The sequence below is a fragment of the Hephaestia sp. MAHUQ-44 genome, from assembly GCF_023806085.1.
Classification (GTDB): Bacteria; Pseudomonadota; Alphaproteobacteria; order Sphingomonadales; family Sphingomonadaceae; genus Sphingomonas.
The window spans coordinates 50,349-74,675 of record NZ_JAMSLX010000014.1 but is presented as its reverse complement, the minus strand read 5'-3'; the positions used below and the strand labels follow the sequence as shown (position 1 = coordinate 74,675).

The 24,327-nt window shown below is 66.3% G+C and carries 25 protein-coding genes; 16 read left to right on the top strand and 9 right to left on the bottom strand.

The annotated features are described in order from the left end of the window. Window positions 1-15: 15 nt before the first annotated feature. Together NFE57_RS13865 and NFE57_RS13860 are read right to left on the bottom strand one after the other, a co-directional pair. The gene (locus NFE57_RS13865; RefSeq protein WP_252136188.1) at window positions 16-564 is read right to left on the bottom strand and encodes a DUF4286 family protein; all 549 of its coding nucleotides are present in this window, start codon (window positions 562-564) and stop codon (window positions 16-18) included. Then, complete coding sequence (locus NFE57_RS13860; protein ID WP_252136187.1) at window positions 554-1,438, bottom strand: amidohydrolase family protein; 885 nt, start codon at window positions 1,436-1,438, stop codon at window positions 554-556. The genes NFE57_RS13865 and NFE57_RS13860 overlap by 11 nt, the downstream gene beginning before the upstream one ends. A 160-nt stretch (window positions 1,439-1,598) precedes the next feature. Here NFE57_RS13860 and NFE57_RS13855 point away from each other — a divergent pair, with 160 nt between their 5' ends. The 4 genes from NFE57_RS13855 to NFE57_RS13840 are packed head-to-tail and all read left to right on the top strand — an operon-like array spanning window position 1,599 to window position 5,251. Then, window positions 1,599-2,726 carry a 5-methyltetrahydropteroyltriglutamate--homocysteine S-methyltransferase gene (locus NFE57_RS13855; RefSeq protein ID WP_252136186.1) on the top strand — a complete coding sequence of 376 codons (1,128 nt, stop codon included), beginning with the start codon at window positions 1,599-1,601 and terminating at the stop codon, window positions 2,724-2,726. 27 nt (window positions 2,727-2,753) lie between these two features. Next, a complete protein-coding gene (locus tag NFE57_RS13850; protein ID WP_252136185.1) occupies window positions 2,754-3,206 on the top strand; it encodes an ester cyclase in 453 nt (150 codons plus the stop codon). Next, a complete protein-coding gene (locus NFE57_RS13845) occupies window positions 3,203-3,862 on the top strand; it encodes a glutathione S-transferase family protein (protein ID WP_252136184.1) in 660 nt (219 codons plus the stop codon). The genes NFE57_RS13850 and NFE57_RS13845 overlap by 4 nt, the downstream gene beginning before the upstream one ends. A gap of 51 nt (window positions 3,863-3,913) precedes the next feature. Continuing rightward, on the top strand, window positions 3,914-5,251 hold the full coding sequence (locus NFE57_RS13840) for an MFS transporter (protein ID WP_252136183.1): 1,338 nt from the start codon (window positions 3,914-3,916) through the stop codon (window positions 5,249-5,251). Window positions 5,252-5,350: 99 nt separating this feature from the next. Here NFE57_RS13840 and NFE57_RS13835 read toward each other — a convergent pair whose 3' ends face one another. Then, window positions 5,351-6,070 carry an EthD family reductase gene (locus NFE57_RS13835; RefSeq protein WP_252136182.1) on the bottom strand — a complete coding sequence of 240 codons (720 nt, stop codon included), beginning with the start codon at window positions 6,068-6,070 and terminating at the stop codon, window positions 5,351-5,353. Between the two features lie 229 nt (window positions 6,071-6,299). Here NFE57_RS13835 and NFE57_RS13830 point away from each other — a divergent pair, with 229 nt between their 5' ends. Further along, complete coding sequence (locus NFE57_RS13830) at window positions 6,300-7,019, top strand: EthD domain-containing protein (protein ID WP_252136181.1); 720 nt, start codon at window positions 6,300-6,302, stop codon at window positions 7,017-7,019. Window positions 7,020-7,082: 63 nt separating this feature from the next. Here NFE57_RS13830 and NFE57_RS13825 read toward each other — a convergent pair whose 3' ends face one another. The 3 genes from NFE57_RS13825 to NFE57_RS13815 form a co-directional block, all read right to left on the bottom strand. Further along, window positions 7,083-7,847 carry an enoyl-CoA hydratase-related protein gene (locus NFE57_RS13825; protein ID WP_252136180.1) on the bottom strand — a complete coding sequence of 255 codons (765 nt, stop codon included), beginning with the start codon at window positions 7,845-7,847 and terminating at the stop codon, window positions 7,083-7,085. Continuing rightward, window positions 7,844-8,404 (bottom strand): carboxymuconolactone decarboxylase family protein, encoded by a 561-nt coding sequence (locus NFE57_RS13820; RefSeq protein WP_252136179.1) that lies wholly within the window; start codon window positions 8,402-8,404, stop codon window positions 7,844-7,846. The genes NFE57_RS13825 and NFE57_RS13820 overlap by 4 nt, the downstream gene beginning before the upstream one ends. A 351-nt stretch (window positions 8,405-8,755) precedes the next feature. Next, a complete protein-coding gene (locus tag NFE57_RS13815; RefSeq protein WP_252136178.1) occupies window positions 8,756-9,511 on the bottom strand; it encodes a GntR family transcriptional regulator in 756 nt (251 codons plus the stop codon). A gap of 175 nt (window positions 9,512-9,686) precedes the next feature. Between NFE57_RS13815 and NFE57_RS13810 the strand changes: the two genes are divergently transcribed. Together NFE57_RS13810 and NFE57_RS13805 are read left to right on the top strand one after the other, a co-directional pair. Beyond that, window positions 9,687-10,358 (top strand): glutathione S-transferase family protein, encoded by a 672-nt coding sequence (locus NFE57_RS13810; RefSeq protein WP_252136201.1) that lies wholly within the window; start codon window positions 9,687-9,689, stop codon window positions 10,356-10,358. 30 nt (window positions 10,359-10,388) lie between these two features. Then, the gene (locus tag NFE57_RS13805; RefSeq protein WP_252136177.1) at window positions 10,389-11,564 is read left to right on the top strand and encodes a CaiB/BaiF CoA transferase family protein; all 1,176 of its coding nucleotides are present in this window, start codon (window positions 10,389-10,391) and stop codon (window positions 11,562-11,564) included. An 8-nt stretch (window positions 11,565-11,572) separates the two neighbouring features. Here NFE57_RS13805 and NFE57_RS13800 read toward each other — a convergent pair whose 3' ends face one another. Genes NFE57_RS13800 through NFE57_RS13790 form a run of 3 tightly spaced genes read right to left on the bottom strand, consistent with a single transcriptional unit; the run spans window position 11,573 to window position 13,705 of the window. Next, on the bottom strand, window positions 11,573-12,229 hold the full coding sequence (locus NFE57_RS13800; RefSeq protein WP_252136176.1) for an RraA family protein: 657 nt from the start codon (window positions 12,227-12,229) through the stop codon (window positions 11,573-11,575). Continuing rightward, on the bottom strand, window positions 12,226-12,894 hold the full coding sequence (locus NFE57_RS13795; protein ID WP_252136175.1) for an RraA family protein: 669 nt from the start codon (window positions 12,892-12,894) through the stop codon (window positions 12,226-12,228). Before NFE57_RS13795 ends, NFE57_RS13800 begins: the two co-directional genes overlap by 4 nt. Before the next feature lie 10 nt (window positions 12,895-12,904). Beyond that, window positions 12,905-13,705 (bottom strand): EthD domain-containing protein, encoded by an 801-nt coding sequence (locus NFE57_RS13790; protein ID WP_252136174.1) that lies wholly within the window; start codon window positions 13,703-13,705, stop codon window positions 12,905-12,907. Window positions 13,706-13,844: 139 nt separating this feature from the next. Here NFE57_RS13790 and NFE57_RS13785 point away from each other — a divergent pair, with 139 nt between their 5' ends. From NFE57_RS13785 to NFE57_RS13745, 9 genes are all read left to right on the top strand, one after another. After that, window positions 13,845-15,191: an MFS transporter gene (locus NFE57_RS13785; RefSeq protein WP_252136173.1), complete on the top strand. Its 1,347-nt coding sequence runs from the start codon at window positions 13,845-13,847 to the stop codon at window positions 15,189-15,191. Window positions 15,192-15,240: 49 nt separating this feature from the next. Then, window positions 15,241-16,233 carry a DODA-type extradiol aromatic ring-opening family dioxygenase gene (locus tag NFE57_RS13780; RefSeq protein WP_252136172.1) on the top strand — a complete coding sequence of 331 codons (993 nt, stop codon included), beginning with the start codon at window positions 15,241-15,243 and terminating at the stop codon, window positions 16,231-16,233. A gap of 10 nt (window positions 16,234-16,243) precedes the next feature. After that, a complete protein-coding gene (locus tag NFE57_RS13775) occupies window positions 16,244-16,633 on the top strand; it encodes a RidA family protein (RefSeq protein ID WP_252136171.1) in 390 nt (129 codons plus the stop codon). Beyond that, a complete protein-coding gene (locus tag NFE57_RS13770) occupies window positions 16,630-17,616 on the top strand; it encodes an amidohydrolase family protein (protein ID WP_252136170.1) in 987 nt (328 codons plus the stop codon). Before NFE57_RS13775 ends, NFE57_RS13770 begins: the two co-directional genes overlap by 4 nt. Before the next feature lie 13 nt (window positions 17,617-17,629). Beyond that, window positions 17,630-18,169 carry a DUF4286 family protein gene (locus NFE57_RS13765; protein ID WP_252136169.1) on the top strand — a complete coding sequence of 180 codons (540 nt, stop codon included), beginning with the start codon at window positions 17,630-17,632 and terminating at the stop codon, window positions 18,167-18,169. Window positions 18,170-18,262: 93 nt separating this feature from the next. Continuing rightward, window positions 18,263-18,862: a TetR/AcrR family transcriptional regulator gene (locus NFE57_RS13760; RefSeq protein ID WP_252136168.1), complete on the top strand. Its 600-nt coding sequence runs from the start codon at window positions 18,263-18,265 to the stop codon at window positions 18,860-18,862. A 357-nt stretch (window positions 18,863-19,219) separates the two neighbouring features. Then, window positions 19,220-19,612 carry a hypothetical protein gene (locus NFE57_RS13755; protein WP_252136167.1) on the top strand — a complete coding sequence of 131 codons (393 nt, stop codon included), beginning with the start codon at window positions 19,220-19,222 and terminating at the stop codon, window positions 19,610-19,612. Between the two features lie 152 nt (window positions 19,613-19,764). Beyond that, window positions 19,765-21,030 (top strand): efflux RND transporter periplasmic adaptor subunit, encoded by a 1,266-nt coding sequence (locus NFE57_RS13750; RefSeq protein WP_252136166.1) that lies wholly within the window; start codon window positions 19,765-19,767, stop codon window positions 21,028-21,030. 115 nt (window positions 21,031-21,145) lie between these two features. Continuing rightward, window positions 21,146-24,325 (top strand): efflux RND transporter permease subunit, encoded by a 3,180-nt coding sequence (locus NFE57_RS13745; RefSeq protein ID WP_252136165.1) that lies wholly within the window; start codon window positions 21,146-21,148, stop codon window positions 24,323-24,325. Window positions 24,326-24,327: the final 2 nt, after the last annotated feature.

Below are 24,327 nucleotides of genomic sequence, written 5' to 3'. Positions count from 1 at the left end.
CGACCCGATACGCGTTCAGATATCGGCGACATCGTCACGTGCGAAGGAATAACGACGGAAATCGGAAGAAAAGCGCCGCATGCGCGCTGCCCAGGGCGTCCGTGCGGCGTGCATCCATGCCGCCGACTGGCTGATCGCCACATCCTCCATCTGGTACAGCGCCAGATAAGCAGGCGCATGGCCGGAGCCTGCCCGATAGCGCGCCGCCACCAGCACGCCTGCGACGGCGGCCAGCCTTGGCATATGTTCGGTCTCATACCAGTCGTTGAATTCGGTCTCGGCGTCGGCGGCGATGTTCATCAGGCCGACGACCAGGCCGCGTGCCGGGCCGGGTGTGTCGCGGTGAAGCGACAGGCGCGTGCCTTCCCAGCATTGTGGCCGGGGCCAGTCCGCGGCGGCGCGGTCGGCGATCAGCGCGTGGTGGGTCGGCGCGAGGGGGGCACTCGCCTCGCCGGTCAACCGGCTTGGCCAGCCCAGCCAGCCGCGATCCGCGCTTTGCGCTTGCGCGATCAGCAGCGCGATCGTTTCGGGCGCGCGGGTTGAGCCGGGCGCGTCAGAAGCCATAAAGCGCTGCCGGATTGTCGACGAGGATCCGGTTGGCCAAGGCGTCGTCGCCGGTCCAGTCGCGGAAGCGGTCAACCAGATGGCCGACATCGGGCGTCTTGTCGCCCAGATTGAGCAACGGCCAATCCGATCCGAAAACGAGCCGATCGGGGTTGGCCTTGAGCAGCGCCTCATGGAAGGGGCGGGCATCTTCATAATCCGGAAAGCATGCCGCACTGCGCACCTGGGTGAGCTTCACCCACAATCGTCCTTCGCGCAGTAGCGCCAGTAGTTCGCGATAGAGTGGCGAGGTTGCGTTCCATTCGGCCTGTCCGACCTTGGCCATGTGATCGATCACCAGCGGAATACCGAGCGACAGCAGCAGGTCGCGCGCGGCGATCACCGTGTCGCAATTGGCAAAGAGCTGGGCGTGCAGGCCGTGTTCGCGCATCCGCGGCGCCAGCTTTTCCAGCGTGCGAAAATCGCTGACGCCGACCATGCCGTTGGGATAGCGTTTCGACACGATCTGCGTGAAGCGCGCGCCGCTGAAACCCCCGGCGCGCAAGGCGGCGAGTTCTGCGTCGGTGATGGTGTCGTCGATGACGGCGATCCCGCGCAACCGGTCCGGCGCTGCCGCGAGGGCTGCCGCGATTGCACGATTGTCGGTCCCGTGCGCCGATCCCTGGACCGCGATGCCGCGATCGAAGCCGACCGCGTCGAGCATCGCGCGATGCGCCTCGGGCGTGGCTTCGGGCGGCGTGTAATTACGTTCGGGGGCCAGCGGAAAGCGGTCGAACGGCCCGAAGATGTGTGTGTGCGCGTCGCAGGCGCCGGCGGGAAGCGGGGCGCGGGGGCGCGATGGAAGCGCGGGCAAAGGCGGCGGGGCAGGATGCATCAAACACCTCGCAAAATTGGTTGGTCGCGGGCGACCGGACGGTGCTGAGAGGCTATAGGGTTCAGGCTATGGCTTGAAAAGCTATATCTTTGACCTTATACCCTCGGCGACGATAGATCGAACAACGATTCAGCACCATTCCCAGAGGAGAGACAGGATTATGACGACCGGCCGCAAAGCTCCCTTTCGTGCGGACCATGTCGGCAGTCTCATTCGGCCCCAGCGCCTTGTCGATGCCAGAACGGCGCACAAGGAAGGCCGACTCGCAGCCGATGAGCTGAAGGGCATTCAGCACGAAGCGATCCGCGAGGTAGCCGCGATGCAGGAAGCGATCGGGCTCCATTCGGTGACCGACGGCGAGTTCAACCGCGGTGCGTGGCATGCCGACTTCCTGCTGAAGTTCGCCAATGTCGTGCCGTATGTCTCCGACACGCCGATGCAGTTCAAGAGCGACAAGGGCACGAGCGAGAGCAAGGCGCGCAGCCTGAAGATCGTCGGGCGGCTCGGTCGTCCCGATCCGATCTTCGTCGACGATTTCCGTTTCCTCGCATCGGCGACGACGCGTACGCCCAAGATCACCTTGCCCAGCCCGAGCGTGCTCCATTTCCGCGGCGGCCGCGACGCGGTCGATCGGCAGGCCTATCCCGACATGGAGCAGTTCTGGGAGGATCTGGCGCATGTCTACGCGCTCGAGATCGGTGATCTCGCCGAGGCCGGGTGCCGCTATCTCCAGCTCGACGAGGTCAATTTCGCCTATCTGTGCGATCCCCGCCTGCGCGAGCAGGTGCAGTCGTCGATCAACGAGGATCCCGACGCATTGCCCAAAACCTATGCCCGGCTGATCAACGAGAGCATTGCCGGCAAGCCCGATGACATGGTGGTGTGCATGCATCTGTGCCGCGGCAATTTCGCCGGCAACTGGCTGGCCGAAGGCGGCTATGAGCCGGTCGCCGACATCCTGTTCAACAGCATCGACGTCGATGGCTATTTCCTCGAATATGACACCGCGCGCGCGGGTGGCTTCGAGCCGCTCCGGCTGGTGCCCAAGGGGAAGACCGTGGTGCTCGGCCTCGTGACGACCAAGAAGTCGGAGATCGAAACCAAGGACGAGTTGAAGCGCCGCGTCGAGGAAGCGAGCAATTTCATTCCGCTCGACCAGCTTGCGCTCAGCCCGCAATGCGGCTTCTCCAGCGGGGTTGGCGGCAGCACGATGGATATCGAGCATCAGAACAGCAAGCTGCGGCTGGTGGTCGAGACGGCTGAGGAAATCTGGGGAACCGCGGCGTAAGGCACGGTCGTCGACAGCGAGGAACGGATGATCGAGCGCGCGCCATCGGACGAGATCAAAGCGATCGCTGCGATCTATTATGCGGAACATGCCGCCCCGATGGCGCAATCGATGCGCGCCATCGCGGGGCATGTGATCTATCACAACCGCCCCGGCGCGCCGACCAGCCTGCAAATGTGGCAGGATCGCGAGGTCCGTTTCCGGCGTGCGATGAGCGAGATCACCACCACGATCCATCGCCAGATCGCCGAGGGCGATCTGGTCACCACGCAGTGGACGCTCGAGGCGGTCCATACCGGGCGGCTGATGGATTATCCCGCGTCGGGCAAGCGGATCCGCATGGCCTCGATGTGCATCGACCGCGTCGTCGACGGGCTGGTGGTGGAACATTGGGGGGTGCGCGACCTGCTGTCGGTGCTGCGCGCGATCGGCGTGGTGCCGACCTTCCAGCCGCCCGCGTCCGGGCAGGGCGCGGCATGAATACGCCCGCCGCGCGCATGAAGCTGCACTGGTCGCCCAGCTCGCCTTATGTGCGCAAGGTGATGCTGGTCGCACACGAACTGGGTTTGGCCGACCGCATCGATTGCGTTCGCGCCGTGGTCGGGCCGGCCCGGCTCAATCCCGAGGTGATGGCGGACAATCCGTTGAACAAGATCCCGACGCTGATCGACGGCGCGACGGTGCTGTTCGATTCGCGCGTGATCTGCGACTATCTCGACGCGCTTGACGGTCGCCATCGGATGCTCCCCGCGACGGGGCCTGCGCGCTGGACCGCGCTCCGGCGCCAGGCGCTCGCCGACGGGCTGATCGAGATCGCCGTGTTGCTCCGCGACGAGCATTGGCGCGGTGACGGGCACCGCTCGCCGGCGCATCTCCAGGCCTTTTGGGCCAAGATTCCGGCGTGTCTCGATAGGCTCGAGGCCGAGCAGCTCGACGACGCCGAACCCGATATCGGCCATATCGCGATCGCCTGTGCGCTCTCCTATCTCGATTTCCGGTTGCCGGCGCAGAAATGGCGCACCGGGCGACCTGTGCTCGCCGCATGGGAACGCAGGTTTGCGGCGCGTCCTTCGGCCGTGGCGACTGCGCTGGTCGAGGCCGGCAAGCGGCCGCTCAAATTCTACGAGATGGAATGAACCATCGGCCGCTGTGCAGCGGACCGGATAGCCAGAGGCGGAGAGCGAGAGATGGCTGACACGAGGCATGCCGGCGTTCGCAAGGCCGTCGAGGCCGGGCCGCTGCGGCGGTGGCAGATCATCACCCTCGTCCTGTGCGTCCTGATCAACATCTCGGACGGGCTCGATACCTCCTCGGTCGCGTACGCCGCACCGTCGATCCTGCGCGAATGGGGCGTGGGCGCGCGCGCGATGGGGCTCGTCTTCAGCGTCGGCGCGGCGGGGCTGGTGTGTGGTGCGCTGTTCATCGCCCCACAGGCCGATCGCGTCGGGCGGCGGACGATTATCCTCGGCGCGGTGGCGGCCAACAGTCTCTCGATGCTTGCGACCGCGTTCATCCATTCGGTCGAGTTGCTGCTGCTGCTGCGCTTCGTTACCGGGCTGGGTATTGGCGCGCTGGTGCCGTCGTTGAGCGTGATGGTGGTCGAATTCTCGACCGAGCGGCGCGGCAACATCTTCCTCGCGCTCGTTCATGTCGGCTTCGCGATCGGCGCGATGCTGGGGGCCGCGGTGGGGGCGCTGCTGATCGGCCCGTTCGGCTGGCAGGCGATTTTCATCTTCGCCGGGCTGGTGAGCCTCGTGCTGACGATCGTTGCCTTCTGGCTGCTGCCGGAGTCGCTCAATTTCCTGCTGACCCGCCAACCGCGCAATGCGCTGGCGCGCGCCAATATCCTGCTGGCCCGGCTCGGCGAGCCGCCGCTCGATGCGCTGCCGCCGCGCGAGGCGGAAGGCAAGCGCCGTGCCGGGTTGCTGCACACCATCCTCGCGCCCCGATATCGCACGTTGACGCTGTTGCTGTGGCTGGCGGCGTTCTCGCGCTATTTCGTCAGCTATTTCCTGACGCAGTGGAAGCCGCAAATTCTGGTGCTGGCGGGGGTGACGCCCGAACTGGCGATCGCCAGCGGGATTGTGACCGGCGGCGCCGCGATTCTCGGCGCGCTGCTGATGGGGACGGTCGCGGCCACGGTGGGCGCGCGGCGGGCGACCTGCGCGAGCTTCATGCTCTGTGCGGCCAGCCTCGTCCTCTTCGGCGTCGTCGAGGCGGAGCCGGTGCTGCTGCTGGCGGTCGCGGGGCTCGCGCTGTTCGCGATCGAGGCGACCTTCACGGGTGTCGTCATCACCAGCACGCGCTTCTACCCGCCCGAGTTCAGGACTACCGGCGTGGGCTTCACGATCGGCGTCGGCCGGTTCGGGGCGATCGCCGGCCCGTATCTCGGTGGTGCGTTGCTCGCGATGGGGCTCGACCGGAGCTTTGTCTATCCGGTCTATGCGGCGGTGTGTGGCGTCGGTGCCGTCGCGATCATGATCGGCTTCACCCGGCGCGGTGCGGAACGGCACGCGCCGGCTTAGAGTGGTTTCAAGCCAGATGGAATCATCTGGCGACCCGGAAATAACGGCAAACAAAAGATAATCTAGAGGCGATCCGGTTCCATCAGAACCGCATCGCCTCTAGCCGTTTGCCGTCTCCCGGCCGGGCGGAGCGATTTCCTCATGCTCGTCGAGATAGAGCAGCAGGTGGCTGTGGAAGAACCCCAGCCGCGCGCCGACGCTGCTCCGGATCGCGCGGCTCGCTGCTTCGAAGGCATCCCAGTCCGGCCACCACAATTCGGCATAACCGTCCCAGGGGGCATCGAGGAAGCGATCCTGCGCGCGCAGGTTGAGGACATAGCCTTCGAGTCCGGGCTGGCTGTCGGCGGCCGGGGCATGGTGGTGGACCCATTCGTCGAAAAACCGGTCGCGGGGCGTGCCCGGCTGGCGACCCACCAGCCCGATGCGCTTCGCGCGCGGCCGCCCGGCCTGTGGCGGCACCGGCCGCACGATCACCTCGCGCGAGAAGAGGCCCAGAAAATCGTCCTGTATGAAAGCGGGGCGATCGCGGGCCAGCGCGTCGATCAGATCAGGATCGGCGGCATCGACCGCATGGGCATAAGCGGCGGCGTTCGCGAACCAGAGCTCGATCACCGCGTCATAGGGCGCGTCGGGCGATCTCTGCCGGTTGACGGTGTTGAAGGTGAGTCCGGTCAATCCCGGCAGCCGGCGCAGAAGCGGGGCGCGATGCTGGTGCCAATGATCGAGCAGCGCTTCGGCGGACAGGCTGGGCGCACGCCGGATGAACTGGGTGCATTTGAAATGCGGCAGTTCGCGCGGGGGAGCGATAGGCTCAGCCATGGCCGCGCGTGCCATGGCAAGACTTGCCGACAGGCCCGCCGCGGCGCCGAGCAGCGCCCGGCGCGAGAAGGTTCGATCCACGCAATCCATCGCCAGTCCCCATCCTGCCTCTCCTTGACTGTCTATAGATCATACTTTAGGTTTTTATGCCATGATCGATCGCCGCAACTTTCTCGCCATGGCCGCTACGGTGCCGGCGATCCCCGTGCTCGCAGCCGGAGCCCCCGCCATGCCCGCGACTGAGGTCGATACCGATACACTGAGCAAGTCGATCTCGCTGATCGTGCGCAAGCCGGGGCTGTCGCGTGCGCAATTCAACGCGCGCTGGCTGGGCGAGCACGGCCCCGGCGCGCGCGATGTGCCGGGCCTGCGGGGGTTCGTGCTCGGTGAGCCGGTTGCCGATCCGGGCCGACGGCCGGGGGCGCCGCTGCCGCCGATGCTCGACGGCATCACCGAATCCTGGCAGCCGCCGGGTATCGACCGTGCCGCGCAGGCGCGCGAGAATCCGAAGGTGCGCGACTGGCTCGCCGCGGCGCCGACCTATATCGGCGCGATCAATCTCTATGCCACGCGCGAGCATGTCTTCGTGCCGCCGCAGCGCGGTGGGCTCAAGGTGATGACGCTGATCTCGCGCAAGCCCGGCACCACGCACGAGGATTTTGTGCGCCATGTGCTCGACGTGCACGGCCCGCTGTCACGCGAGGTGCCGGGCTTGCGCGGCTATGTCCTGTCCGAGATCGTGCGACGGCCGCAGATGCCCGCGATTCCGCCGGTGCCCGGCATCGGCGAGATCGACATCATCGGGACGAGCTGGCTGTCGCCTGATCCGGGTGACCTCACGCCCGATTCGCCGGCGCGGCGGGCATGGCTGGCCGATGGTGCGGCCAATTTCGGCAGCTTCCTCCGCTATGCGATGATCGAGCATGCCTTCATCGCGCCGCCCAATTAAAGCGAAGCGTTCGGCCGGGAGAACGGCCGCTCCTTCGGCGTGCCGAAGGAGCGGATCAGCGGCTCAGCGCCCCTTGAAGACCGGCGCGCGCTTCTCGACCACGGCGCGGACCGCCTCGCGGGCATCCTCGGTCGCCATCAATTTGGTGCTGTAGCCCTGTTCGAGGACATAGCCCTCGTCGACCGGCAGGAATTCGGCGGCGTTCATCGATTGCTTGCCGAGCCGTAGCCCCAGCGGCGACTTTTTGGCGATCTCGTCCGCCAATGCGTGTGCGGCGTCGAGCAACTTGTCGGCGTCGACGATCTCGTCGATCAACCCTGCCGTGAGGGCCTGTTCGGCGGTGATCGCGCGTCCGGTGAAGACCATGCGCCGCAGCAGTCCCTGGCTGATCAGCCGGCCGACATGCGCGGTGCCCCCGCAGCGGCCGATATTGACCTCGGGCAGGCCGAAGGTCGCGGCGGGGGACGCCATGCGGATATCGGCAACCGCGGCGAGCACGCAGCCGGCGCCGAGCGCGGGGCCATTGACCGCGGCGATGACCGGCACTGCACAATGGCGGATCGCGGCAAAGGCCTCGCGGACGATGACGGCATTCGCTTCGTCGTCCTCCAGCCGCGCGGTCACGAATTCGTGCAGATCCTTGCCCGCGCAGAATGCCTTGGTGCCGGCGGCGGTGAAGACGACGCAATGAATGCTGTCGTCCTTGCCGATCGCGTCGAAGGTCTCGGCGAGCGCGGCGTAATCGGCCAGCGTGATGGCGTTCACCGGCGGCTTGTCGATGGTCACGCGCGCCACGGCGCCCATAATCTCACGACGGATGGCAGTCATGCAGTCACTCCCTTGAATGGATCGGTGGTGCCGGCTGGCAGGTCGAAGGCATGCGCGTTGAGCGTCATCGCGACGAGCGTGTAATAGCCGATCAGCGCGGTGAGCTCGACGACGCCGGCAACGCCGAGGACATCGAGCGCGGCGGCATAGGCCGCGTTGCCGACGGTGCGTTCGCGCTGAAGTTCCTCGGCAAAATCGTGGACCGCCGCATCGTCCTCGCGCTCGAACACGGGGCGGCGGCCATGACGGAGGGCGTCGAGCATGTCGCGCGTGAGCCCGGCGGCAAGCGCGGGCGCCTCGTGCTGCACCCATTCGAACGGGCAGGTCCATGCCCGCGCGGTGACAAGGATCGCCAGTTCGCTGTGGCGCGGATCGAGCGACGTGCGATAGCGAAGCAGCGCGCCGAACTGCTGCCACAGATCGGCAAGTTCGGGGTTGTGCAGCGCTGCGCGTAGCGGGCCCACCATCATCCCGCGCGGGCCGCCGACGACGTCGTCATATACTTTGCGCTGCGCTGGCGTCATCGTCTCGACTTGCGGAAACGGAATGCGGGGCACCGAGAATCTCCACTCGATCGCGCTTCCGATGTGGAAGGCGCGCCATGACGGTTTGCGCGCGACGACACGGCCGCCGTCACATGAAACATCATATAGGACAGGTTTATGGACTTTGTCGACAGATTCTGTCGAGGGATCGGGTCGGGGGCGTTATGGCGGCGAACGCCGAGGTTCGGCCGCGCGTGCCGTCGCTTACGTCCCTGGATTCGAATGTTTGCCGGGTGACGGCTGAAATGAATGTGGGCTGCCTGGAGCATATCCCGATTAGGTTGAATCGGGATATGCTCCAATTGTCTTTCGTTTTCCGCATTTTCCGAGTCGTCAGGTGAGCCCGCCTGACTTGAAAATGCTCTAGCGCAGCTTCATGTCGAGCCGGACGATATCGCCGCGATAGGTGCCGTCGGTGACCATCACCAGCTTGCCGGCGCTGTCCAGCGCCGAGCGATGGACGTAGGCGACGGGCACGTTGAGCGGGATTTCGAGTTCGCGTGCGGTGACCACGTCCGCCGCGCCGATCGTCAGCGTCTGGCGCACTTCGCCCAGTTTGACGCCGCGGATGCTGTTGAGCAGGCTCAGCGTCGTCTTGGTTTCCAGATCCTCTTGCTTCACGCGCTTGCACAACGCTTCGTCGAGATAGGTATAGGCAATCAGGAACGGCTTGCCGCCGCGCCAGTGCCGCCGTTTGAATCGGCGATAGCTGCGCGCCCGTTCGCCGACCGGTTGCAGGAAGACAGGAGGTTGCTGCCCGGCTTCATCGGACATCAGTTCGATCGTCGCCCCCGGCCGCGACAGCAGGAGCCCCGACCAGTCGGTCTCGACTTCGCACCACAATTGTTCCTGCGGCTTGTAGGTAACGAAGGTGCCCTTGGCCCGGAACCGGGCGATCAGTCCGTCGGCATCGAGCCGCCCGAGCGCTTGGCGGACAGTCGCGCGCGCGACGCCATATTCGGCGGCGAGTTCCTCCACCGTCGGAATCTGGTCGCCGGTTTGCCATTGGCCCGATTCGATCATCCTGCGGAACAGCGTGCTCAGCTGGAGATAGCGCGGAATGCCGGTGGCATCGTCGTCCAGCGGGCCGGCTTCCGCAGGGATGGGGTGTGGGCTCATAGGAGAGACGTAAGACAAGCTGGATTCCATTCCAAGTCATTGCCGAAGGCGGCGTGCTCTGGCGCTTGCCGCCGAGGGCAGCATGTCAGCATAAAGGTTATTATACTAGCACATTAAATCGAACTGGCTTAATCCTTGGGCACGCGTTCTCATGCAGGAGCCCGCTTTGCCCGTCGTGTCGCCAGTATCGGGGTCGGCCCCGCCAGCGGTTCCGGCCGACTTGCCGCCGCCGGTGGCGATCCACTGGTCGCCCAAATCCCCGTTCGTGCGCAAGGTGATGATCGTGCTGGTCGAATGCGGCCTCGTCGATCGGGTCGAGCGAATCCGCACCATGGTCGATCGGCTGCATCCCAACCGTGCCTATATGGCCGAGAACCCGCTGGGCACGATCCCCGCCATCGTGCTGGCCGATGGTCGGCTGATGACCGATTCGGTGCTCATCTGCGATTATCTGCTCACGCTCGCGCCGCGCCCGGCGTTGCTGCCGCCGTCCGGTGCCGCGCGCTTCGCCGTGCTGCAGCGGCAGGCGTTGGCCGATGGCATGCTCGATGCGCTGCTGTTCTGGCGGCAGGAGCGGTTGCGCCCGCCCGCCGCGCAACGTGCGGAGGTCCACGCCGCTTATGCGGTGAAGGCTGCGACCGCGCTGGACCGGCTCGAGCGCGATGCGGCCGGTTTCCCCGACGCGCCCGATCTCGGCCATGTCGGGATCGGTTGCGCGCTGGCCTATCTCGATCTGCGCTTTCCCGATCTCGATTGGCGCCGCGGGCGCGCCGCGCTCGCCGCCTGGCATCGGCGGTTCGAGGACCGCCCGTCATCGCGGGCGACGCGCCTCGCGCTCGATGCCTGAACTTTTCTTCTCACCGAAAGGGTATCTCCCGTGTCCGGACCGCTCAGTCATATCCGTGTCCTCGATCTCAGCCGGGTTCTCGCCGGCCCCTTTGCCGCTCAGATCCTCGCGGATCTCGGCGCCGATGTGATCAAGGTCGAACGGCCCGGCGTGGGTGACGATACGCGCCATTGGGGCCCGCCCTTCATCGCGGGGAAGGAGGGGGGTAAAGGCGACGCGGGCTATTTCCTCGCCGCCAATCGCGGCAAGCGCTCGGTTCAGGCGGACCTTGCGACGCCCGAGGGGCAGGCGCTGGTCCGCGCGCTCGCGGCCAGTTCGGATGTGGTGCTGGAGAATTACAAGACCGGCGCGCTGGCGAAATGGGGGCTCGGCTATGCCGATCTCGCCGCGCTCCAGCCGCGTCTCGTCTATTGCTCGATCACCGGCTTCGGCCAGACCGGCCCGCGCGCCGGGCACGCGGCGTATGATTTCATGATCCAGGCGATGGGCGGGCTGATGAGCGTGACCGGCGAAGCCGATGGCTATCCCGGCGCGGGCCCGCAGAAGGTCGGCATCCCGGTGGTCGATCTGATGACGGGCATGTACGCCGCGATCGGCGTGCTGGCGGGGCTCGCGCGCCGGGCGGAGACGGGAAAGGGCGACTATATCGACCTCGCCATGCTCGACGTGATGGTGGGCTCGCTCGCCAATCAGGCGATGAACTACCTCGTCTCGGGCACGCCGCCGCGCCGCGCGGGCAACAAGCATCCCAATATCCAGCCGCAGGATGTGTTTCCCTGCCGCGACGGGCATGTCGTGGTGGTGGTCGGCAATGACGGGCAATATGCCAAATTCTGCGAGGCGATCGCGCGGCCCGACCTTGCCGAGGACCCGCGCTTCGTCACCAATGGCGGGCGCGTGCAGCATCAGGCGGCGCTGCTCCCCGAGATCATCGCTGCGCTCGCCGCCGATGACATGGCGGGGTGGGTGCAGCGCCTCGAGCAGGCGGGCGTGCCGTGCGCGCCGATCAACACCGTGCCCGATGCGCTGGCCGATGCGCAGGTCGCACATCGCGGGATGCTCGTCCATCTCGATCACCCCACCGCCGGATCGCTGCCGATGGTCGCCAGCCCGCTACGCTTCGCCAACGCCCCCGTCAGCTACGACCGCGCGCCGCCGCTGTTGGGGCAGCATGACGAGGAGATCAGGCGCGAAGCGGGCGGCTGAGCGCCGGGCTATTCCTGCTCGCGCCGCTGCAGCGCGTGGTAATTGTGCGCGCGCCGCGCCTCGTCGAGGCGCAGGCCGCGATCGAGCGCTGCCCGGATGGCGGTTTCGGCGTGCTCGATCGCTTCGGCCGTCTCGAGGATCGCTTCCTCATGCTGCCGGGGGAGCACGACCGCGCCGTCGGCGTCGCCGCGCACCAGATCACCCGGCGCGACGCGTGCCGCGCCGATCGTGACGATCGTGTCGGCGGCTTCGAGCTGAACCCGATCCTTGCCCGTGCGCATCGAGTAGCTGCGGCTGAACACCGGATAGCCGAGCGACCGCGCGAGATCGGTGTCGCGGCAGGCGCCGTCGATCAGCGTCCCCGCAACGCCGCGGCGATGCGCGACCGAGGTCAGGATATCGCCCCAGACGGTCGCATCCTCGCGCCCGCCATTGTCGAGCACGATCACGCTGCCCGGCGGGACATCGTCGATATAGTCGCCGACGCTGCCCGCGGGCTTGGCGGCGGCGGTATAGCGGAACGTCACCGCGCGCCCGGCGAACCGGAAATCGGGCGAAAGCGGCTTGATCCCTAAACACTGGCCGGCGATGCCCAGCTTGTCCATGGCGTCGCTGATCGTGGCGGTATCGAGACGACCCGCACGCTTCACATTGGTATCGCTCATGCGGCGGCTCCCTTGGTCAGCATCTGTTCGTAGCTTGCGCCCATCACCTGGCTGACGGGCTCACCCGCGCGGACCGCGACGGTCATGGCCGCCTCGCGGGCGTTGATCCGGTCGGCGGCGTCCAGCACCGCGTCGATCCGATCGGCGGGAACGAACACCACGCCGCTGCCGTCGGCGAGGACATAGTCGCCTTCGTTCACCTGGCTGTCGCCGATCGTCACCGGCGCGCCCGATGCGGTCTCGTAGATGCGGCCCCGCGCGGTACGGCAGGTGCGCGATCGGCTGTAGACCGGGAATTCCAGCTCGGCGGCTTCGTCGATGTCGCGCGCCGGGCCGTCGACGATCACGCCCGACAGCCCCCGCATGGCTGCGGCGTTGGACAGGATACCGCCCCAACCGGCGGCATCGATGCCGGTGCGCTGCTCGACGACGACGACGTCGCCTGCGCCCGCGCGCTCGATCGCCGAGGTGCAGAGATGCCGGCTTGACCCGGAGGGGGGCGTTCCGGCCGCGAGCGTGACGGTAACGACGCGGCCGGCAATGCGGCGCCGGGCCGATTGCGGCGCGATGCCGGTCACGGCCGGAGGCAGGCCAAGTTGGTCGCAGGCATCCGAGACGCAGCACGTGTCGAGCTGCCCGAGGCGGGTGATGAGCGAATCGGTCATGACAATTCCGTCAGCTGGGTTGGATGATGACATGTTCGCGCGTGCGATAGCCGATGGCTTCGCCGATGCTCGCCTGGCCGTCGGCATACCAGCGTTCGCGCTGGGGAGAGAGCGGCGCATCCATGTCGTGGCGGAAGGATTGCGCGATGCCGTCGATCTCGCCGAAGCCGGTCAGCGGGGGGATGTCGCTGCGCCGGGCTTCCGATGTCACCTCGTTGAGGATCAGCCCTGCCACTTCGGGAACCTCGTGCGCCATCGGTCCGTGGACGTTCAGCCAATGATCGGCGAATTGGGCATGCGACTGTTCGGGCTTGCGTTTGAGCAAGGCGATCAGCCCCGTGCCGCCGCGCCTGGGGCGGACGAAGACATTCTCGCGGACGCGAAAGCCCTTGATCTGCCCGACGAAGATCGGGCCGTCGGCGTACCAGGCCTTGGCGGCTTCGGGCGCGGCGGGATTCTGGAGTGAACTGGTCTCCTCCTTCCACGATTCGGCCACGCCATCGATCATGACGCTGGCGCCGCTGGAGATCGCGAGATTGCCGTTCGACGCGCTGGTGATCTCGTTGCAGATCATGCCGCGCATCCCCGGCACCTTCAGCGCCATCGGGGCATGGACGTCGAGCCAGTAGCGCATGAACTCTTCATGCGTGGTGCCCGGCTTGCGCACCATGAAGGTCAGCGTCTTGATGATTCGCGGCTGGCCTGCTTCGGCGACGGCGGCGAGGCCGGCCCCCGACATCGCGCCGGCCGCGATCACGGCGCCGGCCCGCAACAGATCGCGCCGATCCGGCCTTGTCCCGTTTTCGTCCATCGGTATCTCCCTCCCCGGTTGGCGCCGCGTGATGCCGTGATCTGGCACCCTGGCGCCGACGACATGCTTGCGCTGGATGCTAGCCGGTGATAGCGAAAGTATCAATAAGCTATAACTACGAACTTTCCGGGAGCAGGGCATGGCGAGAAACGCGGGAGACAGTGGCTCCAGGGTGATGGCCGACGCGCCGATGACCGCGTTCCAGTTCGTGATCGTCGCGTTGTGCTGCGTCATCAACGTCGCCGACGGTGCTGATATCGTTGCGATGGCCTATGCCGCGCCGCTCCTCGCGAAAGAATGGGGCATCCGCCCCGAAGTACTTGGCATCGTATTTGGAGCCGCGCCGGTGGGGATGGCCATCGGTGCCTTTTTCGTGGCGCCGCTCGCGGATCGGTTCGGCCGCCGGATCATCGTGCTGTCGGCGGTGGGTGGGGGCGCCGTCGCGATGCTGCTGACCGGCATCAGCACCAGCGTTCCGATGCTGGCGGTGACGCGGCTGCTCACCGGCGTCGGGCTGGGCGCCCTGCTCGCGAGCCTGACGGTGACGGTGGTCGAATATACCAACAAGCGCTGGGGCAATTTCTTCATCGCGGTGCTGCATATCGGCTTCGCGGTCGGCGTCAGCCTGATGGGGTTGATCGCAGCCGGGCTCGCCGAGCCTTATGGCTGGCGCTCGTTCTTCCTGTTCGGCGCGGCGATGAACGCCGTGATCTTCGTGGTCGGGCTGTTTCTCCTGCCCGAATCGGTTGAGTTCCTGATGGAGTCGCAGCCGCGCCGCGCGCTGGAGCGGATCAACCGCATCTTCGCCCGGATCGGCCGGGCGCCGCTCACGGCACTGCCGCGGAAAACGGCGAAAGTGAAAACCAGTCTCGGTGTCCTCAGCCTGCTCGATACCGAGTTCCGGCGGCCGACGCTGCTGCTCTGGGCGGCGTCGATCGGCTATGCGGTCGTGGGCTATTACCATCTCAACTGGACCCCGCACGTGCTGGCGGAAGCCGGAGTCGCGACCAATCTGGCCATCTCCAGCGGCTTCTTCACCGGCACCGGGGCGATCGCCGGCAATCTCAGCATGGGGTTGTTGTCGAGCCGCCGCGAACCGATGCGCCTCACCGCTTATTATTTCGCCGGTTCGGCGGTGACGCTGGCCGCGTTCGGCCTGAGCGCGCCGAACGTGATCGGCATGTTCGCCTTCGCGACGCTGATCAGCTTCTTCACCCTGGGCGGCTTCAGCGGCCTGATGATCGTGACCTCGCGTCAATATCCGGCGCTGGTCCGCAGCACCGGCGTCGGCGGCGTGGTCGGTTTCGGCCGGTTGGGGGCCGTCATCGGGCCGGTGATCGGTGGGATCTTGCTAGGCGCAGGCATCGAGCTGTGGGGATCGTATCTGGTGTTCGCGGCCTTCGCGGCGGTTCCGTTCGTCACGCTGCTGGTGCTCAGCACCCGGCGCCGGGCGGGGGGAGCGGCAGCGGCAGCAGCGGCAGATTAGGGCGGGAATCGGACAATCGGCGACGACGCCACGGAACAGGATATTCGATATGGCACGATTGACTCATGGCTTTGGCGTCTCGCACACGCCCATGCTCAACACCGAGGAGGAAGACTGGGAGCGGTTCGCCGAGCGCGATGCCGCCGGCAGCTTCCGCGACAAGAGCGGGGCGCCGACCAGCTATGCCGAGTTGCTGGCGCGTGCGCCTGCCGACATCGCCGATCTGATCGCACCCGATCGGCTGCGCGAGCGCTACGCTGCGTCGCTGGCGGGTATGGAACGCACGCGCCGTGCGATCGAGGCCGCGCAACTCGATGCGCTGATCGTCGTGGGCGACGATCAGAAGGAACTCTATCACGAGGACAATCTGCCGAGCATTCTCGTCTATTATGGCGAGACGATCCGCAACGTGCCGCGTCACATCGAGAAACCGAACAAAGTCGCCTGGTTCCAGCGCGCGCGTGGCGGTTATTATGAGGCGGAGGGGGTGCGCGACTATCCGGTCGATGCCGGGCTTGCGCGCCATCTGATCGCCGAGCTTGTCGATCGGGAATTCGACATCTCGACCTCGGATCGGCTGGCCGATGGCGTCGGCGAAGGCCATGCCTTCGGTTTCATCCATACCCGCCTGATGGGCCGCAGCATGGCGCTGCCGATCGTGCCGATCTGCCTCAACACTTACTATCCGCCCAACCAGCCCACGCCGCGGCGCTGCTATCAGCTCGGCCGTGCGATCCGTGCCGCTGTCGAGAATTATCCGGGCGACCAGCGGGTGGGCGTCATCGCCTCGGGCGGCCTCAGCCATTTCGTCGTCGACGAGGAGCTCGATCGCGATCTGCTCGATGCCATGGCGCGCAAGGATGCCGAGGCGCTGTGCACGATCGATCGCGCCAAGCTCAATTCGGGCAGTTCGGAGATCCGCAACTGGATCTGCACCGCCGGCGCGGTCGAGCATCTCGAGATGCGCTGGCACGATTATATGCCCTGCTACCGCACACCCGCGGGCACCGGGACCGGCATCGCCTTTGCCGAGTGGAACTGAGAGACCTGTCATGCGCCAGAAGAGTATCACGATCGACAAGATCGGCCATTCCGCGCCGATCCCGCTTGCCTGCCGGGTCGGGCCGCTGCTGGCGACCTCGGGGATCATGGGCCGCGACGCCACGACCGGCGAGATGCCGCCCGACGCGGCCGGCCAGGCGGCGAATTGTTTTCGCAATCTCGCGCTGGTGCTGGCCGAGGCCGGGATGGATCTGGGCGATGTCGTCCGGTTCACCATCTACGTGAAGCGCGAGGAGGATCGCGGCGCGATCAATCCGCCGTGGCTCGAAGCCTATCCCGATCCGTCGAAGCGGCCCGCCCGGCACGTCCAGTTGATGGACCTGCGCGGTGCCGTTCTCGTCCAGCTTGAAGTTCTCGCGATCGCCAAGGAGGCCCTATGATTATCGACTCGCACGCCCATGTCGTTCTGGACAGCGCGTCCTACCGGATCATGGCGACGCTTACGGGCAGTCGCAACAATCCCAAATCGATGGCCAAGCTGCCGTCCGAGGAGGTGATCGCCAAGACCGTCCAGGGCCTGCTGACGCAGATGGACGAAGTGGGGACCGACATGCAGTTCCTGTCGCCGCGTCCCTATCTGCAAATGCATTCGCTGAGCCCGGCGAGCGTGCCGCTGACCTGGGCGCGCTACAATAACGACCTGATCCACGCCCATGTACGCGCGGCGCCGGACCGGTTTCGCGGCATTGCCGGTCTGCCCCAGTTCCGCGACACCAGCCCGGCCGCGTGCATCGAGGAGCTCGATCGCGCGGTCAACGAACTGGGCTTCGTCGGCTGCCTGCTCAATCCCGATCCGATGGAAGGCGATGGGCCGCCCCCGCCGGGGCTGGGCGACGAATTCTGGTATCCGTTGTACGAGAAAATCTGCGCGCTCGACATTCCCGTGCTGGTGCATTCGGCGGGCTGTTGCCATCCGCGCGAATCGTACACGCTGAAGTTCATCAACGAAGGCAGCATCGCGATCATGTCGCTGCTGGGATCGCGCGTGTTCGAGGATTTTCCGACGCTCAAGATCGTCATTTCGCATGGCGGCGGCGCGATTCCGTATCAGATCGGGCGCTTCCGTGCGGGCCATATCCGCCGCGATCAGGATTTCGATGCCAAACTCAAGCGGCTCTATTTCGATACATGCATCTATTCAGAAGAAGGGCTCGACCTGCTATTCCGCATCTGCGGGCCGGATAATTGCCTGTTCGGCACCGAGCGGCCGGGAACGGCGTCGGTGTTCAACCCGGCCTGGGGGCATCAACTTGATGATCTCAAGCAGGTGATCGACGGCATCGGCTGGCTGAGCGACGCTGATCGGGCGAAGATCTACGAAGGCAATTGCCGCAAGCTCTACACGCGCGCCTTCGCCGATTGAGCGGGGAAGCGCTATGTGGCTGACCTATGCGCTGGGCGTGACGGAAGGGGCCGCTCATCTGCCGGTCGACACCGGCGGGTCGCGAATCCTCGCCGCCAGGCGCTGGGTCGAACAGGGCCTGGCGCCGGGCGCGGCGGCGGATGCGCCGCGCCAATTGCTGCTGTGCGATGCCGCGTCGCGGCTGCACTTGGGCACCTCCGGCGCCGGGCGTGTCTGGGCGGGTGTGCAACTGGGCGACCGTGCCGCGCTTGCGCCGGTGGAGGCGCAGGGTTTGTTGTTGAACCAGATGGATATCGACGCGGCGCACGAGGATGAGTTCAACGACTGGTACGATACCGAGCATTTGCCCCGCATCGCCGCGGTCGACGGGGTAATTGCGGCGCGGCGGTTCCGCAGCGATGCGGATACGCCCCGCTATCTTGCGACCTATCATCTGCGTGACCTCGATGTGGTACGCGGCGCAGCGTGGAAGGCCGCGGCGTCGACGCCGTGGACGGCGCGGATGCGGCGGCATCGTACGGGCCTGATCCGGATCGGTTTCGTGCCGGCATAGGGTTGCGCGGTTGCGGCCGGATGTTCAGGGACGAAGGCGGTGGCTGGACGACTGCCGCCGAATACTTATATACCGGTCATTATGGAAATCGAGATGGCGACGCCGACCAAGGGACGGCCCCGGGAATTCGACGTTGGCGACGCGCTCGCCGCGGCGCTCGGCGTGTTCTGGAGCAAGGGCTATGAAGGCGCTTCGCTGACCGACCTGACCGAGGCGATGGGGATCACGCGCCCCAGCCTTTATGCCGCGTTCGGCAACAAGGAGGCCTTGTTCTGCAAGGCGCTCGATCTCTACGAACAGGAAAAGCTCGCCTATATGCATTGCGCGCTCGATGCGCCGACATCGCGCGGGGTCGCGGAGCGGCTGTTGCGCGGTGTGATGGCCAATCAATGCAGCGAGCAAGGCCCCAAGGGCTGCCTTGGCGTGATCAGTTCGGTCGCGTGCGGCACCGAGGCCGAGCCGATCCGCGCCGAGGTGATCTCGCGGCGCGCCTCGTCGCACAAGGCGCTGGTCGCCCGGTTCGAACGCGCCAAGGCCGAAGGTGACCTTCCCGAGTCGGTCGATATCGCCGGGCTGACCGGCCATTTGTTCGCGGTGATGCAGGGGATGACGATCCAGGCCGGGGCAGGCGCGAGCCATGCCGATCTCGAACGCGTTGTCGCGACCAGCCTGGCGATGTGGCCGGGGCGCTGAATACGGCGCTCGACAAAATAATTATCGATCGGTACAGAAAGCCCCTTGACGCTGTTCATCGCCGATTTATATACCGGTCAGTATGGAACAGCGAAGGGGTTAGGGTATCGGCATTGCCACCGTCATAGGAGGTGGACAGTGCTGAGGACACGCGGCGGCGAAAGCGAGTCCGCGTTCCGGTAACGCCACGATTGGCGATGTAGCGGCCGATCGCATTCGACAGTTGCGACATGCTGACGTGGGCGCGTGGCGCCCGCGACGGAAGATTTGTGCACTTTATCGCCGGGCGGCCGTGAACGGGCCGCTTTGGTGCACGGCGGATTTGTGCCCGCTGACGCTCGATCAGGGAGACACCCCATGGCCTATCTCAATTTCTCCGATCCACATGACGCCATGCTTGCAAGCCGCGGCATCGCGCCGGTTGCGGACGATGTGCCGGCCCGGTTGTCGCCGCTCGAATGGTCGGTCGTCGCGCTTGCGCAGAAGGAAAAGCTGTCGAGCATCGGCCGTCCGGGGCGTGTCGCGACCGCGATGGGCAAGCTGTTCGGCACTCGGCGCAATCCCGCGCTTGCCGATGGTCGGCTCGAGGCGCTGCGGCGGCTGGCGGTGATCGCCTGGCATCGCGGATATGCGATCCATTCCTCAGAAATTCAGGCATTTAAACGCGCCGGCTTTTCGATGCCGCAATATGAATTGGTGCTCGCGAGCATCAGTCGTGGTCGCGATCTGGTGAACCGACAGGGCCGCTAGGACGGGACTGGCTCGCGCACGCGAGTAATTCAATTTTCGAACGGATGCCGCGGGGCCCGGCCGAGCCATCGGTCGGACGATCGCGAGGGTTCGTTCGCGTCGATTTCGGGCGCTTCACCAGGCGCCCGAATCGCCTATCAGCGAGGCACGCGATGAACATGTTGACCAAGATCGGGCGCGCCGATGCGCAAGCGCTCGAGACATCCGCCACCGCTCGGCCCTGGCGCCGCGGCCTGCTGATCGGCGTGCCGTTGGCGATTGTTGCCTGGGGCGGTTATTCGATCACGCATCGCGGCAATCCGGCGCTCGCCGCGCCGCCGCTGCCGACCGTTACGATCGCGGCGCCGCTCGAACGCTCGATCGACCTGTGGGACGATTATGTCGGGCGCTTCGAAGCGTCGAAGACGGTCGAGGTACGCCCGCGCGTCTCGGGGGCGATCACCGGCGTGCATTTCCGCGACGGCGCGGTGGTCCGCAAGGGCGATTTGCTGTTCACGATCGATCCACGGCCGTTTGCCGCCGCGCTGGCCGAGGCGAATGCGCGGCTGGCAAGTGCCAAAAGCGATCTGAACCTCGCGCGCGCCAATCTCAACCGGACGCTGCCGCTCGTTGATATTGATGCGGTGTCGCAGAGCGACGTCGACCAACTCCGCGCGAAACAGCAGGCCGCGCTGGCCACACTGGCGGGGGCCGAGGCGGCCGTCCGCGCGCGGGCGCTGGATCTGAGTTTCACCCAAGTACGCGCGCCGATCGGCGGGCGGGTTTCCGACCGGCGGATCGATGCGGGCAATCTGGTCGCGGGCGGTGAGGGGGCTGCCGCGACGCTGCTGACGACGATCAACGCGCTCGATCCGATCTATTTCAGCTTCGACGCGTCCGAAGCGCTGTTCCTCAAGGCGAAGCGCGCCGAACAGGCGGGCGACGCCGGCTCGCCGGTCGAGGTCAAGCTGCAGGACGAACCCGCCTATCGCTGGAAGGGGCGGCTCGATTTCACCGACAACGGACTCGATCCGCGCTCGGGCACGATCCGCGTCCGCGCGGTGGTCGACAATCCCGAGCTGTTCCTCACCCCCGGCATGTTCGGCAATGCCCGGCTGTCGAACGGCGGCGCGACGCGCGCGCTGCTCGTCCCCGATGCCGCGATCAAGACCGATCAGGCGCGCAAGCTGGTGGTCGTGGTCGGCAAGGACGGCACCGCGCAGGCCAGGCCGGTCGAGCTGGGGCCGGTGGTGCAAGGGTTGCGCGTCATCCGCTCCGGCCTTGGCGAGCATGATCGCGTGATCATCAGCGATCCCGAACTCGCGCCGCCGGGCAGCAAGGTGCTGACCAAGCCGGGCAGGATCGTTCCCGCCGCCGATCCGGCGCCGCCGCCGCGCGCCGATCCCACGACCGGTCAGGCGACCTTCGCGGCGAACTAGGCATCTTCATCCCCCTTCTGCGTTCGGGCTGAAACGGCTCTTCGACAAGCCTCCGAGCGAACGGGAATGGGATCGAAACGCGGGCTGACAGGCCCCTTTGTTCAGGAGCAGGCATATGCGCCTCTCACGCTTCTTCATCACGCGGCCGATCTTCGCTGGCGTGATCGCGATTCTCATCACGATCGTCGGCGGCATCGCCTATCTCGGGCTGCCGGTGTCGCAATATCCGGATATTGTACCGCCGACTGTAACGGTGTCGGCGACCTATCCCGGCGCCACCGCGCAGACCGTCGCCGAGACGGTGGCGGCGCCGATCGAGCAGCAGATCAACGGCGTCGACAACATGCTCTACATGTCGTCCGAATCGACCGGCGACGGCAGGCTGAGGATCACCGTCACGTTCAAGATCGGCACCGATCTCGACGAGGCGCAGGTGCTGGTGCAGAACCGCGTCGCGATCGCGCTGCCGACCCTGCCCGAGGAGGTGCGCCGGATGGGGGTGGTGACGCAGAAGACGTCGCCCGACTTCCTGATGGTGGTCAATCTGGTCTCGTCCGACGAGTCGCTCGATCGCAGCTACATCTCCAATTACGCGCTGACGCAGATCCGCGACCGGCTGACCCGGATCGACGGGGTGGGCGACGTGCGGCTGTTCGGTGCGCGCGATTATGCGATGCGGGTGTGGATCGATCCCGGCCGTGCCGCCGCGCTGAACCTGACCGCGGGCGACATCGTCTCGGCACTCCGCGCGCAGAATGTGCAGGTCGCGGCGGGCACGCTCGGCGCGCCGCCTTATGCGCAGGGCAATGCCTTCCAGCTCAACGTCGAGGCGCAGGGTCGCTTCAGCGATCCCGCGCAGTTCGGCGACATCATCGTGCGCACCGATGCGGACGGCCATCAGGTTCGCGTGTCGGATGTGGCGCGCGTCGAACTCGGCGCTGACGATTACGCCTCGAATACCTATCTCTCGGGCAAGCCGACGGTGATCATGGCGGTGTTCCAGCGCCCCGGATCGAACGCGCTCGCCGCCGCCGAGGCGGTGCAGGCCGAGATGGATAGCCTCGCCAAATCCTTCCCCAAGGGGCTTGGCTATCGGGTCATCTACAACCCCACCGAATTCATCTCGCAGTCGGTCGACGCGGTGATGCACACGCTGTTCGAGGCGATGCTTCTCGTCGTGCTGGTGATCATCGTTTTCTTGCAGAAATGGCGCGCGGCGGTGATCCCGGTGGTGGCGATTCCGGTCTCGCTGATCGGTAGCTGCCTCGTGCTCGCGGCCTTCGGCTACTCGCTCAACAATCTGTCGCTGTTCGGCATGGTGCTGGCAATCGGCGTGGTGGTCGATGACGCGATCGTCGTGGTCGAGAATGTCGAACGCAACCTCGAACGCGGGCTTTCCGCGCTGGAGGCGGCCAAGGCGTCGATGGACGAGGTGTCGGCGGCGTTGATCGCGATCGTGCTGGTGCTGTGCGCGGTGTTCGTGCCGACCTTGTTTCTTACCGGGCTTTCGGGCGCGTTCTACCAGCAGTTCGCGGTAACGATCGCGACCGCGACGGTGATCTCGCTGATCCTGTCGCTCACGCTGTCGCCCGCGCTCGCGGCGCTGCTGCTCAAGCCCAACGACCGTCGTGGTGAACGCCACGCCATCGTGCGCGCGCTGCATCGCGCCGGCGATGCCTTCAATCGCGGCTTCGAGCGGCTGAGCGACGGCTATGCCCGGCTGACGCGCCGGCTGGTCACGCGGCCCAAGCGGATGATGGTGGCCTATGCCGGCCTCATCGCCGCGACGATCGGGCTGTTCTGGGTGACGCCCTCGGGCTTCATCCCGGCGCAGGATCAGGGCTATTTCCTCACCGTCATCCAATTGCCGCCGGGCTCGTCGCTCGATCGCACCGATGCGGTGATGCAGAAGGTGGCCAAGCGCATCCTGCCGATTCCCGGTGTCAAGGGCGCGGTGATGCTCGCGGGCTTCGACGGCCCGTCGCAGACGCTCGCCCCCAATGCGGCCGCTGCCTATATCCCGCTCGAATCGTTTGAAAAGCGCGAACAACTCGGCGTCAGCTTTGCCGACATCATGGCCGCGGCGCAAAAGGCGACCGCCGACATCAACGAAGCGCGGCTGATGATCGTGCCGCCGCCGCTGATCCAGGGGATCGGCTCGGCGGGCGGCTATCGGCTGATGGTCGAGGATCTCGGCGATCAGGGCTATGAGGCGCTCGGCAAGCAGGCGTTCGGGGTGATCGGCAAGGCCAATCAGACCGCGGGGCTGCAACAGGTCTACACCTTCTTCAACACCGCGACCCCGCGCATCTTCGCCGATATCGATCGCCGCAAGGCCGATATGCTGGGGGTGCCGCCTGCCCAGGTGTTCGAGGCGCTCCAGGTCTATCTCGGCTCGGCGTACGTCAACGATTTCAACCTGCTCGGGCGCACCTATCGCGTCACCGCGCAGGCCGATGCCGCGCACCGCGCGACCGAAGCCGATATCGCCGATCTCAAGACGCGCTCGACGACAGGGGCGATGGTGCCGATCGGGTCGGTCGCGACCTTCGACAGCAAGACCGGGCCGTATCGCGTCACGCGCTACAACCTGCACCCGGCGGTTGCGGTCGATGGCGATACCGCGCCGGGCTATTCGTCGGGCGCCTCGCTGACGACGATGGAGAAGGTCGCCGATACGGTCCTGCCCTCGGGCTATGGCCACGAATGGACCGGGATCGCCTTCCAGCAGAAATCGGCGGGCAACACCGCGGGAATCGTGTTCGCGCTGGCCGTGGTGTTCGTCTTCCTCGTGCTCGCCGCACAATATGAAAGTGTCGTGCTGCCGCTGGCGATCATCCTGATCGTGCCGATGTGCCTGTTGGCGGCGATGATCGGCGTCAACCTGCGGGGGATGGACAATAATGTCCTGACCCAGATCGGGCTGGTCGTGTTGATCGCGCTCGCGGCCAAGAACGCGATCCTGGTGGTCGAGTTCGCCCGGCAGGCCGAGCAGGACGACGGGCTGTCGCCGATCGAGGCGGCGGTGCGCGCCGCGCGCGATCGGTTGCGGCCGATCCTGATGACGAGCTTTGCGTTCGTCCTCGGATCGGTGCCGTTGCTGATCGCCAGCGGGGCAGGGGCGGAACTGCGTCAGGCGCTGGGCACCGCGGTGTTCTTCGGGATGCTCGGTGTCACCGGCTTCGGGCTGATCTTCACCCCCACCTTCTACGTCGTCTGCCGCGCGCTCGGCGACCGGATGGCACGCCGGCGCCCGCGCCACGACGTCGATCCGGCACTGCTCCCGGCCGAATAGGA

Excerpts from the sequence above, each read along its gene's own strand:
- NFE57_RS13865 (WP_252136188.1), bottom strand. The coding sequence starts at position 564 with ATGGCTTCTGACGCGCCCGGCTCAACCCGCGCGCCCGAAACGATCGCG.
- NFE57_RS13860 (WP_252136187.1), bottom strand. The coding sequence starts at position 1,438 with ATGCATCCTGCCCCGCCGCCTTTGCCCGCGCTTCCATCGCGCCCCCGC.
- NFE57_RS13855 (WP_252136186.1), top strand. The coding sequence starts at position 1,599 with ATGACGACCGGCCGCAAAGCTCCCTTTCGTGCGGACCATGTCGGCAGT.
- NFE57_RS13850 (WP_252136185.1), top strand. The coding sequence starts at position 2,754 with ATGATCGAGCGCGCGCCATCGGACGAGATCAAAGCGATCGCTGCGATC.
- NFE57_RS13845 (WP_252136184.1), top strand. The coding sequence starts at position 3,203 with ATGAATACGCCCGCCGCGCGCATGAAGCTGCACTGGTCGCCCAGCTCG.
- NFE57_RS13840 (WP_252136183.1), top strand. The coding sequence starts at position 3,914 with ATGGCTGACACGAGGCATGCCGGCGTTCGCAAGGCCGTCGAGGCCGGG.
- NFE57_RS13835 (WP_252136182.1), bottom strand. The coding sequence starts at position 6,070 with ATGGCTGAGCCTATCGCTCCCCCGCGCGAACTGCCGCATTTCAAATGC.
- NFE57_RS13830 (WP_252136181.1), top strand. The coding sequence starts at position 6,300 with ATGCCCGCGACTGAGGTCGATACCGATACACTGAGCAAGTCGATCTCG.
- NFE57_RS13825 (WP_252136180.1), bottom strand. The coding sequence starts at position 7,847 with ATGACTGCCATCCGTCGTGAGATTATGGGCGCCGTGGCGCGCGTGACC.
- NFE57_RS13815 (WP_252136178.1), bottom strand. The coding sequence starts at position 9,511 with ATGAGCCCACACCCCATCCCTGCGGAAGCCGGCCCGCTGGACGACGAT.
- NFE57_RS13800 (WP_252136176.1), bottom strand. The coding sequence starts at position 12,229 with ATGAGCGATACCAATGTGAAGCGTGCGGGTCGTCTCGATACCGCCACG.
- NFE57_RS13795 (WP_252136175.1), bottom strand. The coding sequence starts at position 12,894 with ATGACCGATTCGCTCATCACCCGCCTCGGGCAGCTCGACACGTGCTGC.
- NFE57_RS13790 (WP_252136174.1), bottom strand. The coding sequence starts at position 13,705 with ATGGACGAAAACGGGACAAGGCCGGATCGGCGCGATCTGTTGCGGGCC.
- NFE57_RS13785 (WP_252136173.1), top strand. The coding sequence starts at position 13,845 with ATGGCGAGAAACGCGGGAGACAGTGGCTCCAGGGTGATGGCCGACGCG.
- NFE57_RS13780 (WP_252136172.1), top strand. The coding sequence starts at position 15,241 with ATGGCACGATTGACTCATGGCTTTGGCGTCTCGCACACGCCCATGCTC.
- NFE57_RS13775 (WP_252136171.1), top strand. The coding sequence starts at position 16,244 with ATGCGCCAGAAGAGTATCACGATCGACAAGATCGGCCATTCCGCGCCG.
- NFE57_RS13770 (WP_252136170.1), top strand. The coding sequence starts at position 16,630 with ATGATTATCGACTCGCACGCCCATGTCGTTCTGGACAGCGCGTCCTAC.
- NFE57_RS13765 (WP_252136169.1), top strand. The coding sequence starts at position 17,630 with ATGTGGCTGACCTATGCGCTGGGCGTGACGGAAGGGGCCGCTCATCTG.
- NFE57_RS13760 (WP_252136168.1), top strand. The coding sequence starts at position 18,263 with ATGGCGACGCCGACCAAGGGACGGCCCCGGGAATTCGACGTTGGCGAC.
- NFE57_RS13755 (WP_252136167.1), top strand. The coding sequence starts at position 19,220 with ATGGCCTATCTCAATTTCTCCGATCCACATGACGCCATGCTTGCAAGC.
- NFE57_RS13750 (WP_252136166.1), top strand. The coding sequence starts at position 19,765 with ATGAACATGTTGACCAAGATCGGGCGCGCCGATGCGCAAGCGCTCGAG.
- NFE57_RS13745 (WP_252136165.1), top strand. The coding sequence starts at position 21,146 with ATGCGCCTCTCACGCTTCTTCATCACGCGGCCGATCTTCGCTGGCGTG.